General features: G+C 74.0%; 12 protein-coding genes. All 12 read right to left on the minus strand.

Annotated features, from left to right (window positions below):
- Positions 1–232 precede the first annotated feature (232 nt).
- The 12 genes from JK364_RS21480 to JK364_RS21535 all read right to left on the minus strand — a co-directional run bounded on the left by JK364_RS21480 (position 233) and on the right by JK364_RS21535 (position 14,028).
- Positions 233–1,177 carry a sugar kinase gene (locus JK364_RS21480; protein WP_307841357.1) on the minus strand — a complete coding sequence of 315 codons (945 nt, stop codon included), beginning with the start codon at positions 1,175–1,177 and terminating at the stop codon, positions 233–235.
- A 191-nt stretch (positions 1,178–1,368) separates the two neighbouring features.
- Positions 1,369–2,250: an SMP-30/gluconolactonase/LRE family protein gene (locus JK364_RS21485; RefSeq protein ID WP_201852760.1), complete on the minus strand. Its 882-nt coding sequence runs from the start codon at positions 2,248–2,250 to the stop codon at positions 1,369–1,371.
- Positions 2,247–2,879: a bifunctional 4-hydroxy-2-oxoglutarate aldolase/2-dehydro-3-deoxy-phosphogluconate aldolase gene (locus JK364_RS21490; protein WP_201852761.1), complete on the minus strand. Its 633-nt coding sequence runs from the start codon at positions 2,877–2,879 to the stop codon at positions 2,247–2,249. The genes JK364_RS21485 and JK364_RS21490 overlap by 4 nt, the downstream gene beginning before the upstream one ends.
- A 32-nt stretch (positions 2,880–2,911) precedes the next feature.
- Positions 2,912–3,721 (minus strand): hypothetical protein, encoded by an 810-nt coding sequence (locus tag JK364_RS21495; RefSeq protein ID WP_201852762.1) that lies wholly within the window; start codon positions 3,719–3,721, stop codon positions 2,912–2,914.
- A gap of 4 nt (positions 3,722–3,725) precedes the next feature.
- Positions 3,726–4,871, minus strand: a complete 1,146-nt coding sequence (gene dgoD, locus JK364_RS21500; RefSeq protein WP_201852763.1) for a galactonate dehydratase — start codon at positions 4,869–4,871, stop codon at positions 3,726–3,728.
- Positions 4,868–5,680 carry a FadR/GntR family transcriptional regulator gene (locus JK364_RS21505; protein WP_230992290.1) on the minus strand — a complete coding sequence of 271 codons (813 nt, stop codon included), beginning with the start codon at positions 5,678–5,680 and terminating at the stop codon, positions 4,868–4,870. Before JK364_RS21505 ends, dgoD begins: the two co-directional genes overlap by 4 nt.
- 37 nt (positions 5,681–5,717) lie before the next feature.
- On the minus strand, positions 5,718–6,488 hold the full coding sequence (locus JK364_RS21510; protein WP_201852764.1) for an SDR family NAD(P)-dependent oxidoreductase: 771 nt from the start codon (positions 6,486–6,488) through the stop codon (positions 5,718–5,720).
- A gap of 62 nt (positions 6,489–6,550) precedes the next feature.
- Positions 6,551–8,641, minus strand: coding sequence for an alpha-galactosidase (locus JK364_RS21515; RefSeq protein WP_201852765.1), 2,091 nt, complete (start codon positions 8,639–8,641; stop codon positions 6,551–6,553).
- Positions 8,638–9,492 carry a carbohydrate ABC transporter permease gene (locus JK364_RS21520; protein WP_201852766.1) on the minus strand — a complete coding sequence of 285 codons (855 nt, stop codon included), beginning with the start codon at positions 9,490–9,492 and terminating at the stop codon, positions 8,638–8,640. The genes JK364_RS21515 and JK364_RS21520 overlap by 4 nt, the downstream gene beginning before the upstream one ends.
- Positions 9,492–10,427, minus strand: coding sequence for a carbohydrate ABC transporter permease (locus tag JK364_RS21525; RefSeq protein WP_201852767.1), 936 nt, complete (start codon positions 10,425–10,427; stop codon positions 9,492–9,494). The genes JK364_RS21520 and JK364_RS21525 overlap by 1 nt, the downstream gene beginning before the upstream one ends.
- Before the next feature lies 1 nt (position 10,428).
- The gene (locus JK364_RS21530) at positions 10,429–11,721 is read right to left on the minus strand and encodes an ABC transporter substrate-binding protein (protein ID WP_201852768.1); all 1,293 of its coding nucleotides are present in this window, start codon (positions 11,719–11,721) and stop codon (positions 10,429–10,431) included.
- A 117-nt stretch (positions 11,722–11,838) separates the two neighbouring features.
- The gene (locus tag JK364_RS21535) at positions 11,839–14,028 is read right to left on the minus strand and encodes a DUF8189 domain-containing protein (protein ID WP_201852769.1); all 2,190 of its coding nucleotides are present in this window, start codon (positions 14,026–14,028) and stop codon (positions 11,839–11,841) included.
- Positions 14,029–14,177 lie beyond the last annotated feature (149 nt).

A 14,177-nucleotide genomic window follows, 5' to 3' on the forward strand; every position in this document is an offset into this window, starting at 1 on the left:
GGACGATAGTTCCGGAAGGGGCTGTGGGCCACTCTTGGCGGGACCTAGGGACCGAAAGGCGCATTCACGCCATACGAGGCAAATGGGTGGCATCGGTTGCCCGGCGGGAGGCTCCACGCGCGGCGCGTGACGGCTTCACCGGTGGCTTCAGCGACGGCTTCACCGGTGGCTTCAGCGGCGGCCTTCGGTGACCACTTCGGCGACGACTCCGGTGCGGGCTTCAGCGCGGGCTTCAGGCGCGCGCCGCCCAGCCCCGTTCGGTGAGCCCGAGCAGCCGCTCGACCGTGGCGGCGTCCGGCAGCGGGCCGTGATCCCCGGTCACCCCGAGCGCGGACGCGGCCGTGATGTGGCCGAGCCGCAGCGCCGAGGTCAGGGCCCCGCCGCGGAGCAGCCCCGCCAGGAAACCGGCGGCGAAGGCGTCACCCGCGCCGACCGGCTCCACCACCTCCGTACGCGGAACCGGCACGGTGACCTCCGGCCCGTCGCCGAAGGCGGTCGCCTCCCGCCCGCCGTCCTTGACGACGAGCAGGCGCGGACGCGGCAGCAGTTCGCGTACGCCGCCCGCGTCGAGGCCCGCGCCCCACAGGTGCCGCGCCTCGTCGAGGCCGACGAAGACGATGTCGGCGCGGTCGGCCAGGTCGCGCAGGACCGTGGCGGCCGTGCCGTCCGGCCACAGCGCGGGGCGGTGGTTGACGTCGAAGCTGATGGCGTGGGCGCGGTCGGCCGGAGGGGTCGCGAGCGCCCGTTCCACCAGGGCGCCGCAGGACGCGGAGAGCGCGGGGGTCACGCCCGTGAGGTGCACGAGCGCCGCCGACCCGAGCCGCGGATCGTCCAGGAGCTCGGGGCCCAGCGCCGAGGCCGCGGAACCGCGCCGGTAGTAGTGGACGCGGGTGCCGGTGGGTCCCGGGTCCTTCACCAGCAGGCCCGTCGGCCGGTGCGGGTCGGACCGTACGCCCGAGACGTCGACGTTCGCCGCCGCGACGGCGGCACGCACCCGCCGGCCGAACGGGTCGTCACCGAGGGCCGAGAGCCATACGGCGGAAACGCCCAGGTCCGCGAGGTACATCGCCACATTGGACTCCGCGCCCGCCACGGAGAGCCGCAGGCTCTCACCGGTGTCCAGGGACGCGGGCGGTTCGGGGGCGAGCGCGGCCATCGTCTCGCCGACGCACACCACGGTGCCGTCGGCGGGCGGCCAGGACGCGGCGGCCCGCGATGCCTCGCCGCCGACGACCGGTTCACGGCAGCCCTCCGCCCGTGACACGTCCGCCCGCGCCGCCCCGCCGCCACCGCCCGCCTCACCGCCACCGGCCACCGCGTCCGGCGCGGCCGCACGCGTTCCCGTATCGCCCGCGGCACGCGACGCGCTCACACCGGGCCCCCGATCGTCCCGGCCGCCGGGCGGTACTCCGCCGCCGGTGGTCCCGACACTCCCACCCGGACCGAGAACAGGGCGCCGTCGTACGGGCCCGGTGCCGTGAGGCCCACCGTGGCCGTCGTGATGTGCAGGACGTCACCCTGGAGACACACCCCGGCGGGCCGGCTCGCGGGCAGCCGCACGGTGCGTTCCAACGTGCCGTCCGGCAGATGACGGCGTACCGTCCCCGTCCCCCAGACCGCCGTCCACACCGCGCCCTCGTCGTCCACGGCCATCCCGTCCGGGCTGCCGTCGTCGACCGTGAGATACGTCGTCGGCGGGCCGAGCGTGCCCGTCGCCGGGTCGACCGGGTAGCGGCGGACGACACCGCGGGCGCTGTCGGCCAGATACATGGTGCGTCCGTCGCCGGTGAACGCGGGCCCGTTCGGAATGGTGATGTCCGTCAGCACCCGCACCACCGTGCCGTCGTGGTCCACCCGGTAGAGCGAACCCGCGTCCTCGTCGGCGTCGTAGGCCATGCTGCCCGCCCAGAACCTGCCGGACGGGTCGGCGGTGCCGTCGTTCATGCGCCGGGCGGGGCGGGCATCCGCCTCGGGCCGCGCCAGCCAGGTGGTGGCGGAGCCGGGGCCGAGCAGGCAGATCCCGGTGCCCGCGGCGGCGATCCAGGTGCCGGGCCGGCCCGCCACGGGTGCCACCGCGCCGAGCGGGACGGGCAGCTCGGCCAGCGTCTCCAGGGGCGCGGTGGGCTCCTGGGGGGCCGTCAGCAGACGGCCCTCGAGGATGTCGACGAGCACGAGGGCGTCGCCGGTCCAGCGGATGCCCTCGCCCAGGCCGAGGCGGTCGGGGCGGGTGGGGCGCGGTTCCCCGGTCACCGGGTGGCCTCCCGGACCGCGGTGCGGAAGGCGCGGGCGCGGGCGCGCAGGGCGTCCTGGCTGCCGCCGTCGGCGGCGTCGCCGACGAGGGGCGAGCCGATGCCGACCGCGGTCGCCCCGGCGGCAAGATAGGCGCGGGCCGCGGCCTCGTCGACGCCGCCGACCGGTACGAACACCTCCTGCGGGAACGGCCCCCGCAGCGCCTTGAGATAGCCGGGCCCGCCCGCCTGGGCGGCCGGGAAGATCTTCAGCGCCTCGGCGCCGAGCGCGCGTGCGCCGATGATCTCGGTCGGGGTCATGACCCCGGCCAGCGCCGGGAGGCCCAGGTCGCGCGCGGTGGTCATCCCCGCGCCCAGGCCGGGGGTGACGGCGAAGTCGGCGCCCGCCCGGTGGACGGCGCGGGCGTCGTCGGCGGTGAGCACGGTGCCCGCGCCGAGCGGACGGCCGGGGCCGAGGGCCTCGCGGGCCCGCTCGATGACGGTCAGGGCGTCCTCGCCGGTCAGCGACACCTCGATCAGTTCGATGCCTTCGTCGGCCAGGGTCAGTACGGTGCGCAGCGCGGCCTCGGGGTCGCTGCCGCGCACGATGGCGACCAGCCGATGGGCGGCCAGGGCGGCTCGCAGGTCCACGGGCGGAACTCCTCGTGAGCGGTGGGGCGGGTTCAGGGGCAGCGGCAGGTCGCGGTGAGCGTGAGCCGCCAGCGGACCTCGCCCGAGGCGGGGACCAGCGCGGCGTCGGCGGGACCCGCGTCGGCGAGGTCGAAGGCGCGGCCGAGCATCGGCTCGACCCCTGTGCTGCGGTACGGGTTCCCGGCGGGGAAACTGCCGAGGTTGCGCCACACGCCGACGGACAGCGGCTGCCCGTCGGCCTCGAGCGCGAGGGCCAGGCAGCGCGCGCCGTCGTGGACGCAGGCGCGCGGGGTGTCCACGACCGCGCCGACCGCGGTGCCGTCGTCCGGCCCGAACCGGTCGAGGGCGAGGCCCAGGGGCGCGGGCCAGTCGCCCTCCACCCACGGCGCCCCGGCCGGCCAGGGGCGGTCCAGCAGCGGCGCGGCCTCCGGGAAGACCCGGGTGCGCGCCCCCTCGCGCAGCCGCAGGGCCGCCCGCGGGGTCAGGTCGAGCAGGGCGTGGGCGGCCCAGATGAAGCGGAAGCCCGGGTCGGCGCGGAGGACGTAGTCGGCCTCGGCGCCGTCGGCCGTACCGCGGATCGTGCGCGTCAGCGCGAACCGGTCGCAGCGCACGGTGTCCGCGTCCCCCTCGCGCCGCCACGGACGCGACCAGGCGTCGCCGTGGTCGGGGGCGCCGCGGACGGTGGGGACGCACTCCTCCAGGCCGCCCGCGTCCACGAAGGCGTCCCCGGGCGACACCCGCGCCCGCTCCGGAGCCGGACGGTGCCACAGCCATTCGTGTCCCTCGGCGCGGAGCGAGGTCCAGCGGCCGCCGTGCGCGGGGTCGGTGACGATCTCCAGCACGCCGTCACCACTCCGCGAAGGAGCCGTCGGGGTGCCGCCAGACCGGGTTGCGCCAGGCGTGGCCGGTGCGGTCGGCCGCGCGCACGGCCGCCTCGTCGATGGTGATGCCGAGGCCCGGGGCGTCGCCGCGCGGCGCATGACCGGCCACGAAGCGGAACGGCTCGGGGTCGACGAGGTAGGACAGCAGATCGGCGTCCTTGTTGTAGTGGATGCCGCGGCTCTGCTCCTGGATCAGGAAGTTCGGCGTCGCGAACGCCACCTGGAGGCTGGCCGCCAGAGCGATGGGGCCGAGCGGGCAGTGCGGGGCGAGCTGGGCGCCGTAGGTCTCGGCGAGCGAGGCGATGCGGTGGACCTCGGAGATGCCGCCCGCGTGGGACAGGTCGGGCTGCGCGACGGCGATACCGGCGGCGAGGACCGGCAGGAACTCCGTACGCCCGTACAGCCGTTCACCGGTGGCGAGGGGCACCGGGCTCGCGGCGACCAGGCCGGGGAGCAGATGGCCGTGCTCGGGGACGACGGGCTCCTCCACGAACAGCGGGTGGAGGGCGGCCAGTTCGGGCAGGACGCGGCGGGCCGCGGCGGCGGTGAAGCGGCCGTGGAAGTCGACGGCCACGTCGCGGTCCGGGCCGAGCGCCTCCCGGGCGGCGGCCACGCGGTCCACGACCGCGGCGGTCTCGGCCGCGGTGGGCATCGGGGAGGTCGCCCCGGCGCCGTTCATCTTCACCGCCGTGAAGCCCGCCTCGACCTGCGCGGCTATCTGCTCGGACAGCTCCGCGGGCTCGTCGCCGCCGACCCAGGCGTACACCCGGACGCGGTCGCGCACGGGGCCGCCCAGCAGGGCGTGCACGGGGGCGCCGTAGGTCTTGCCCGCGATGTCCCACAAGGCCTGGTCGAGACCGGCGACGGCGCTGGACAGGACGGGTCCGCCGCGGTAGAAGCCGCCCTTGGTGAGCACCTGCCAGTGGTCCTGGATGCGCAGCGGATCCTGGCCGATCAGATAGCCGGCGAGGACGTCGACGGCCGCGCGGACCACTTCGGCGCGCCCCTCGACCACGGGCTCGCCCCAGCCGACCACGCCGTCGTCGGTCTCGACGCGGCAGAACAGCCAGCGTGGTGGCACGAGGAAGGTCTCGATACGGGTGATCTTCATTGGCCGGTGGGCCTTTCCGTGTCGTCGTGGGAGCCGCCGATGTCGTGGGAACCACCGATGTCGGGGGAACCGCCGATGTCGTGGGAGTCGCCGATCTCGGGGGTGCCGCCGATCCGGTCCAGGTCGCGGCCGGCCTGGTCGAGCAGGGCCCGCATGGCGGCCTCGGCGGCCCGCGGGTCCCGGGCGCGTACGGCGTCCAGGACGGCGCGGTGGGCGGGGACCGGATCCTCGCTGTGCGGGGAGCTGTGCACGATGCGATCGCGGTAGGCGAGGCCCGACTCGATCACCATCTCCATGCGTTCCAGAAGCTCGTTGTGGGTGGCGGCGAGCAGGGCGCGGTGGAAGGCGAGGTCGGCCTCGACGGCGTGGGCGGCGTCGGAGCCGTCCCGCCCCATCGCGTCCACGGCGGCGTCCAGGGCGGCGAGGTCGTCGTCGGTGCGCCGCTCGGCGGCCAGCCGTACGGCCGCGGGCTCGATGATGCCGCGCACCTCGGCGAGGTTGCGCAGCAGCGCGCTGTCGGCGTCCGTGGTGCGGTCGCTCTCGAACTGCCAGCGCAGGACGTCGGCGTCGAGCAGGTTCCAGTCCGAACGGCTCCGCACGAAGGTGCCGCGCTTCTGCCGGGCGTCGACCATCCCCTTGGCGGCCAGCACCTTCAGCGACTCGCGCAGGGCGGTGAGGCTGACATCCAGTTCGCTCTGCAGGGCGACCAGGTCCAGGGTGGATCCCTCGGGGAGGTCGCCGCTCAGGACGCGGCGGGCGAGGGCCTCCACGGTCTGGCCGTGCACGCCGCGGCGGGCGTAGGGCGTCATGTCGTACTGCCTTTCTGGTGCGAGCTGATCGCGGTGGTCATGCGGAGGACTTGACGACGCTCCAGCCGCCGTCCACGAGAAGACTCGCACCGGTGATGTACGAGGACTCGTGGGAGCCGAGGAAGGCGATGGCCGCGGCCACCTCCTCGGGGGTGCCGAACCGCCCGGCCGCGGTCTCGGCGACGCTGCGCGCGCGGTCCTCGGGGGAGACCCGGTCCCAGGCCGCCGTCAGGATCGGGCCGGGCAGGACCGCGTTGACCCGCACCTCGGGGCCGTACTCGACGGCGAGCTGCCCGCACAGGGACAGCAGCGCCCCCTTGGAGGCCGCGTAGGCGGGGTGGCCGGGGATGCCCTTGTGGGCGTGGACGGACGAGGTCAGGACGACGGCTCCGCGGCGGGCGCGCAGATCGTCCAGGACGGCCCGGAAGCCGAGGAAGGCGCCGGTGAGGTTGACGGCGAGCTGCCGCTGCCAGGAATCCAGGGACGTTTCGTGGGCGGGGGTGACGTCGACGGTGTAGGCGTTGCTGACGAGCACGTCGACGGGGCCGAAGTCGCGGGCGGCCGCCGCGATCCGCCGCCAGCCCTCCTCCGTGGAGACGTCGGCGGTCACGAAGCGGGCGCGGCCGCCGTCCTCGGCGATCCGCTCGGCGACCGCCGTGCCGCGCTCCTCGGCGATGTCGGCGAGCACGACGGCGGCGCCCTCCTGGGCGAGGCGTTCGGCGGTGGCGGCGCCGATGCCGGAGGCGGCTCCGGTGACCACGGCCGTGCGGTCGGTGAAGCGGTCACCGTGGCGGCGGGGCTGTTCCATCGGGGGTCGGGCTCCTTCGCTGGACTTCGGGCGGGGCGGGGGCGAGGGCGGGGGCGGGGGCTCTACTGCCGGGTCAGGACCACCAGTTCCGCGTCGTGCCCGGCGCTCCAGGCGAACGGCAGCCCGTAGTGCAGCAGATGGGCGCCGCTGTAGGTGGTCGCCGACGCGGCGTCCCGGTAGCGGGCGGCCGCGTCGAGGCCGCGCAGCCGGAGCCGGGCCGGGCGTCCCGGGACGAGCGGGGCGCCGTCCAGGCGGCCGGTGCCGAGCGCGGCGACGACGGTGCGTCCGTCGGGTCCGTCGTACTGCACCCCGCAGGTGGCGTCCAGCGGGCTGCCCAGGAGCCGGGCCTCGCCGAGGTGGATGACATCGCGCACCTCCTTGTAGCGGGCGATCCAGCGGGCGGCCTCGGCGCGCTGCCCGGCGTCCCAGTGGCGCAGGTCGGCGCCGATGCCGAGGACTCCGCACATGGCGGTGACGAAGCGGAAGGCGAGGCTGCGCGGACGGGGGTCGAAGACGCCGGGGGCGTCGGTGACCCAGGAGCTCATCACATGCGGGGCGTGGGCGTGCAGGAAGCCGTACTGGACGGCCAGCCGGTCCAGCGGCGCGGTGTTGTCGCTGGGCCAGACGACGTCGGTGCGGGCGATCGTCGCGTGGTCGACGCGCGCGCCGCCGCCCGCGCACCCCTCGACGGTGACCCGGGGGTGGGCGGTGCGCAGCTGGTCCAGGACGCGCAGATAGCCCGCCACGTGCTGGGCGTCCAGGTCGAGGTGGTCGGCGGGACCGGCGCCGGGGCGGCCGCGCTCGGTCGGCGGCCGGTTCATGTCCCATTTGAGGTAGCTGATGTCATGGCCGGTCAGCAGCCGGTTCAGGGTGGCGATGACGAAGTCCTGGACATCGGTCCGGCCCAGGTCGAGCAGGAGCTGGTGGCGCACCAGCCGGGCCGGCCGGCCGTCGATCCGGTACGCCCAGTCCGGGTGTTCGGCGTACAGCTCGCTGCCGGGGCTGACGGCCTCCGGCTCGATCCACAGGCCGAAGTCCAGACCCAGGGCACGGACGTCCGCCACGAACCGGCCGAAGCCGTCCGGGAACGCCACCGGGTCGGGGTACCAGTCGCCCAGCCCGCCGGTGTCGTCGGCGCGGCCGGTGAACCATCCGTCGTCGACGACGAACAGCTCGGCCCCGATGTCCGCCGCCGCCTTCGCCAGCTCCAGCTGGTCCGCCGCGTCGACGTCGAAGGCGGTGGCCTCCCAGGAGTTGTAGAGGACCTTGCGGGGGCGGTGCAGCCGCTCGCCGGTCAGCCGGCGTTCGTAGCGGTGCCAGACGCGGGACAGCCCGTCCAGACCCCCGGCGCTGAAGGCGCAGGCGAGCCGTGGCGTGGTGAGGGTGTCGCCGGGCGCCAGGCGCACCCGGCCCTCGTGCGGTACGCGGCCCGCGCGGATGCGTACGGTGCCGCCGGGTTCGGCCTCGGCGGTGAGGTGCCAGTTGCCGGGCCACTCCAGGGCCAGGCCATAGGCGGGGGCGTCGCCCGGGTCCGCGGCGTCCTGGACCGCGAGCCAGGGCGCGTACGCGTGTCCGGGTACGCCCTGGCGGCTGCCCATGGTGAACGTGCCCCTGGACAGGGTGAGTTGGGTGCGCTGGAACTCCTGCGACCACTGGCCGGCCAGGTAGGTCAGCCGGGCTCCGGCGGTGACGGGGACGTTCACGGCGGCCGAGTCGAAACGCTCCAGCCACAGCTCCTCGTCGCCCGTGCAGGTGAGCTCGGTCCAGCGGTGGATGACATCGGTGCCCGGCACCGTGGCGTAGCACAGGACCGTACGCAGGCCGAGCACATCGTCGGTGAAGGTGAGCCGCAGGCTCCCCGCCTCCTCCGCGGCCCCCTCGAAGGCCCACCACGCGCCGCGCTCCGCGCCGGGGCGTGCCGCCACCAGCTCGGCGCCGGTGAACGGCCGCAGCCCGTACGGCAGGTACTCGGCGGGCGCCGCGTCGGCGGGGGTGATGAAGTGGGTGCGGTGCGACCAGTCCAGCGCGGACGGGCCGGTCTCGACGCCGAGCGGGCCCCAGGAGTCGAGCTCGGCCCAGGGGCCGTCCGGGGACAGCCGCACCGTGTAGCCGGTGTGGTCGGTGCGCAGCGTCCAGCGCTGGTCCGGCGTCACTTCACCGCTCCGAGGTTGAGACCGGCCACGAAGTGGCGCTGGAACCGGAGGAAGACGGCCACGGTGGGAGCCGCGGCGATGACGGACCCGGCGGCGATCACGTTCCACATCGACACGAACTGGCCCTGCAGCCCGATGAGGGCGGCGGTGATGGGCATCTTGGTGTCGCTGCGCAGCACGGTGATGGCCCACAGCAGATCGTTGAAGATCCAGGTGAAGGACAGGGCGCTGAGCGCGGCGAGCGCCGGGCGGCTGAGCGGCAGGATGATCCGCCAGAAGATCTGCCAGGGACCGGCGCCGTCGACGACGGCGGCCTGCTGGATCTCGACCGGGATGGACCGCATGAAGCCGTACAGGACGAAGACGTAGAAGCCGACGCCGAAGCCGATCTGCACGCCGATGAGGGCGGGCAGGGTGTCGTATACGCCCATCAGCTCGCTCAGCTTGGACACCGGGATGAGCAGGATCTGCGGCGGAAGCAGGTTGCCGCCGAGCATCAGCAGCAGCAGGGAGCGGCGGAAGGGCACCTCGTAGCGGCTGAGGGCGAAGGCGGCCATGGCGGCCAGGGCCAGGGTCACCAGTACGCACGGCACGGTCACGACCAGGCTGTTGATCAGGGCGCGCTGCTGGCCGCCGTCGCTCCACGCCTGCTGGAAGTTGCCGAGGGTGAAGGAGCGGGGCCAGCTGCCCAGGCCGTGGGCGGAGATGTCGTCGAAGGAGCGCAGGCTCGTCACCACGACCAGGGCGATGGGCAGCAGCCACAGCGTGGCGAGCGCCCCGGCCCCGAGGTGGAAGCCGGCGGTGGCCGCGCGGCGCCGGCGCAGGGCCGCGGAGCTGTGCGGTGCCGTCATCAGTCGGCCTCCCGGAAGGCGCGGACGAGGTAGGAGGCGATGACGCCGAAGGCCAGCACGAAGATCACGACGGCCAGGGCGGAGCCGTATCCCAGGCGCAGGGACTGGAAGGCGGTGGAGTACATATAGGTGCTCAGCAGTTCGGACGAGTGGTAGGGGCCGCCCCGGGTCAGGGACCATACGACGTCGAAGGAGCGCAGCGAGTCGATGATGATCACCGACAGGACGACGGCGTTGACGCCGCGCAGCTGGGGCAGCGTCACATGCCGGAAGCGCTGCCACCGCCCGGCGCCGTCCACCTTGGCCGCCTCGTACAGGGCCGGGTCGATGCCCTTGAGTCCCGCGAGGTACAGCACCATCACATAGCCGACCTGGCGCCACAGCGCGGGCACGATCACCGCGTAGAGGGCGGTGTCCTGGTCGGCGAGCCAGGCGTGGCGCAGGCTGTCCAGGCCGACCGACTCCAGGAGCCGGTTGAGGACGCCGTCGGGCTGATAGATGGCCTGCCAGACGAGGGCGGTGGCCACCAGGGAGAACACGACGGGCAGGAACAGGGCGGCCCGGTAGAAGCCCACGCCCCGGCGCTCCTGCTGCAGGAGCAGCGCGGCGCCGAGACCGAGGAGCGCCGACAGGCCGCCGAACAGCACCAGCCACAGCACGGTGTCGACGGCCGCGGTGCGGAAGACCTCGTCGTGGGCCATCTCGGCGAAGTTGCCCAGGCCGACGAACTCGGGCGCCGACACCCCGTCCCACTTGGTCAGGGAGAGGTAGAAGCCCTGGAGCGCGGGCCAGAACACCCACAGCGACTCGGCGAGCAGCGGGACGAGGAGGAAGGCGAGCACCAGCGGGGGCGTGCGCCGGATACCCCGGGCCCGCCTGCCGCGGGGCGGGGACGGGGCCGGGGACGTGCGCTTCGGCGCGGTGAGGACGGCCACGTCACGCCTTCCAGATCTTCTCGGCGTCGCGCTGCCAGTCGGTGAGGATCGAACCGATGCTCTTCGGCTTGGCGAGGAACTTGGTCAGCGCGGTGTCCGCGGTGGGCTGGAGGGCGTCGCTCGAGTCGCGGTTGAAGAACTGGGTTATCTCGGCGGCCTCCTCGACATGCTTGCGGCCCTTCTTCACGAGCGCGGTCCCGGCGTCCTCGGCGTCCGGGTGGCAGGGCAGGACGGTGCCCGACGAGCCCTTGATGTAGATCTCCTGTGCCTCGGCCGTGGCGAGGTAGCGCAGCAGCTCGAAGACCTTGTCACGGCGTCCGGTGCGGGCGCTGGCGAAGTAGCCGTCCGTGGGCGCTTCCTCGGCGAGCGGGACCTTGGGGTCGATGACCGGGAAGCGGAAGAAGTCGATGTCGTCGAGGGCGCCCTTGGGCGCGGCGTCGGCGAAGAAGGTGCCGATGAGCATCATGCCGGTCCGGCCGGCGAGCAGGGCGGTCGTGGCGTCCTGGAAGGCGAGGGCGGTGCCGTCGGGGTCGAAGTAGGGGAGCGCCTCCCGCCAGCGGTCGAAGACCTTGTGCACCTCGGGGTCGTCGAAGCGCCGCTTTCCGGCGAGGAGCCGGCGGTGGTAGTCGGCGCCGTTGATACGGATGTTGAGGTAGTCGAACCAGGCGGAGGCCACCCAGGGGGTGTTGCTGCCGGCGCCGAGGCCGATCGGCGTCACGCCCCTGGACTTCAGCTTGTCGCACAGGTCGAGGAAGTCGTCCCAGCTCTTGGGCTCCTTGACGCCCCACTTGGCGAAGTGGGACTTCCGGTAGAACATGCCCCACCAGTAGTAGGTGCTGGGGACGAAGACCTTCTTTCCGGCGGTCGAGGTGCACTGGGTGGTCAGCGCCTTGGAGTAGCGCTTGAGGTCGGGCGAGGAGGTCCACACCTCGCCGAGGTCGAGCAGCAGGTTCTTGCCCGCGTAGGCGTCCGCCACCGAGCCCGGGTACCAGGTGTACACATCGGGCGGGTTGGCGGAGGTGAGATAGGTGGGCAGCTGGGTGCGGAAGGTCTCGGCGGCGACGGTGTTGAGGGTCGCGCGCCCGGAGCCCTCCTTGGCGTAGGCGGCGACGAGGTCCTCCATCGCCGCCTTCGCCTGCGGCGCGGACAGGTTGGACTGGAAGGTCACCGCGCCGCCCCCGGAGGAGCTCTTGCCGGAGGAGGCGGCGGTGACACAGCCGCTGAGCAGCGCCGTGGTCCCGGCGGCGCCGAGGCCGCCGAGGAACAGCCGTCGGCTGGGGTGTGCGTTCGTCATCAGGTGCTCCTTGTGGATCCACTCGGCGGGGCCCGGACCCGCTGACGGGGCCGGGGCGCGCTCGTGGCGGATCCAGATTCGCGTGGCGCTCGCACCACGTCAATATTAATTCCTAATTTATTTGAACTGGGTTCGGTGTACGGAGCCATCGACCCCGCGGTACACGGCGTCGACCGCGCCGTCCGGACCCGCGACCGCCCCGAGCGCACCGTCGAACGCGGCGCCGGGGAACTCCTGCCGCTCGGTCCACCCCTGCCAGCCGCCGTCCTCGTACCGCCGCTGCCAGAGCGTGCAGTCGCCGGCCCGCGCGTACAGCACCACCGCGTCGCCCACCGCGACCAGCGTCGGGCTGCCGCTCACCGTCCCGCCGAGCGAACTCCACTCCGACCACTGCCCGGAGGCGTCACGCGACCGCGTCCACACCTCGTCCGCCGAGGTCCGGACGGTCACGTGGACCCGCCCTCGCGCGTCGACGACGGCCGACGGCCTGCCGTACGTCGGCCGGTCGCCCGGCGCGCCGAGCGACGACCAGCCGGACGACGGCCCCCGCTGGGTGATCCGCCCGTCCGCGCCGCGCGCGGTCAGCGTCCAATGCGCCGCGTCGGTGAACGCCACCGAGGGCGCGTCGGTCAGCCTCCCGCCGAGGTCCTCCCAGCCGCCCCAGCGCCCGTGCGCGAAGACCCGCCGGTACGCCCGGGAGTCGGCGCCCCGCACGAAGACGTCGATCCGCCCGCCCGCCGAGGCGTGGGCGGCGGGCTGCCCGAGGATCCTCCCGCGTACCGGACCGCCGAGGTCCTTCGTTCGCGGCCCGCCGTCGCCGCCGTCGTCCGTGTGCTGGACGAGGGCGCCGCCCGGTCCGCGGAAGAAGGTGGTCAGCGCCTCGCCGTCGCGTACGACGGCCGGGCTCGCCGAGGCCTTCCGGCCCAGATCCGCGCCGGGGAGGGCGTCCGCGCCGGTGAGCGTGAGGAACGCGGTGCCGTGCGCCGGCACCTCGACGGTGTACGACCCGGTGTGCGTCCCGCGGCCGGTACGCGCGCGCAGATCGCGCACCGCGACCGGGCCGCCCAGCGCCACATCCGAGAAGGTCACCGTCCGTTCGGCCGGTCGGTCCGAGCGGTTGAGCAGGACGACGGCGCGCCGCCCGTGGCCCGAGAGGACCTTGCTGTAGACGTCGCCGACGGAGTCGGTGGCCACCCGCACGCCCTGGACGGCCAGTGGGTCCTGGTCGACGGCGATGATCTCCGGGTTGCGTAGCGTCCGGAGCATCGGATCGGACAGGGCGCGGGGGTCGGAGCCGATGACGAGCGGGGAGCCCATCTCGGCCCACATCACCAGCTGCGTGGTGGACTCCTCCTCCGTCAGCTCAAGCGAGCCGTCGGCCATGCGGCGCATGGGGATGAGGTAGTCGGGGTCGTTGTAGTGACCGGGCCCCTGCGCCTCGGGGTGCCAGGCGTTGGCGTCCATGTTGCGCAGCACATTGGGCCACTGACCGGGGCTCGGGGTGCCCCAGGCGATATCGGTGCCGGTGCGCCAGGAGTCCGCGATGGTCGGGGCGTAGGCGTACGCGTTGTGCGCGTCCTGCTCGGGCGTGTGCGGCAGACCCCAGTCGTCGGTGAGCGGATTGCACAGGTTCAGCAGCATCCGGCGCCCGGACTTCGCGACCGCGTCGCCGAACTCCTGGAAGGCCGGGCCCGGATCGAGCTTCTCGCCGATGCCGCACAGGAAGTCGACCTTGATCGCGTCGATCTTCCAGTCCGCGAACTGCCGCGCGTCCTCGGTGTAGTGGCCACGGCTGCCGAGGCCGCAGCTCTTGCCGCCGTCGTAGGTGCCGGCGTCGGTGTAGATACCGGCCCGCAGACCGCGCTGGTGCAGATAGGAGACGAGGGCCGGGATACCGGAGGGGAAGCGGTCCGGGTGGGCCGCCAGCCGCCCCCGCGCGTCACGCGGGTTGTCGGCCTGCCAGCCGCCGTCCAGCCACACGATGTCGTACCCACTGTCGCGCAACCCGCTGCTGACGAGCCGGTCGGCGACCGACCGCACCTCCTTCTCGGTGGGCGCCCCCAATCCGTAGTAGGTGTTCCAGCCCATGTAGGGCGTCGGGGCGAGCCCGCTGTCGTAGTAGTCGGGCGCGCCCTGGTCGACGGCGGGTGCCCGCTGGTCCACGGCGGTGGCGCCCCGGTCCACAGCGGGTGCGGCCGTGGCCGTGGGGTTCGCGGCCGTCGCCAGGACCACGGCGATCGCGGTCGCGACGGCGCCGCGGGCGAGGGTGCGGTGGCGGGGTCTCCGTGCGGGCGGGGGTGAAGTCACGTGCCTCTCCCGAGGGTTGGGAAGCAGGAAGGAGACATGACGCGGCCGCCCTCGGACAGGGCGTCGTCGGCGTCACGGCGAAGACTGTGGCCCGCGGCCGAAACCCTGTCAAGAATTATTCCTAATTTATTTAAACAGCCCTTCGCCGC

Source organism: Streptomyces endocoffeicus (assembly GCF_016741935.1).
In the GTDB taxonomy this organism is placed as follows: Bacteria; Actinomycetota; Actinomycetes; order Streptomycetales; family Streptomycetaceae; genus Streptomyces; species Streptomyces endocoffeicus.

Excerpts from the sequence above, each read along its gene's own strand:
- JK364_RS21505 (WP_230992290.1), bottom strand. The coding sequence starts at position 5,680 with ATGACGCCCTACGCCCGCCGCGGCGTGCACGGCCAGACCGTGGAGGCC.
- dgoD (WP_201852763.1), bottom strand. The coding sequence starts at position 4,871 with ATGAAGATCACCCGTATCGAGACCTTCCTCGTGCCACCACGCTGGCTG.
- JK364_RS21520 (WP_201852766.1), bottom strand. The coding sequence starts at position 9,492 with ATGACGGCACCGCACAGCTCCGCGGCCCTGCGCCGGCGCCGCGCGGCC.
- JK364_RS21510 (WP_201852764.1), bottom strand. The coding sequence starts at position 6,488 with ATGGAACAGCCCCGCCGCCACGGTGACCGCTTCACCGACCGCACGGCC.
- JK364_RS21530 (WP_201852768.1), bottom strand. The coding sequence starts at position 11,721 with ATGACGAACGCACACCCCAGCCGACGGCTGTTCCTCGGCGGCCTCGGC.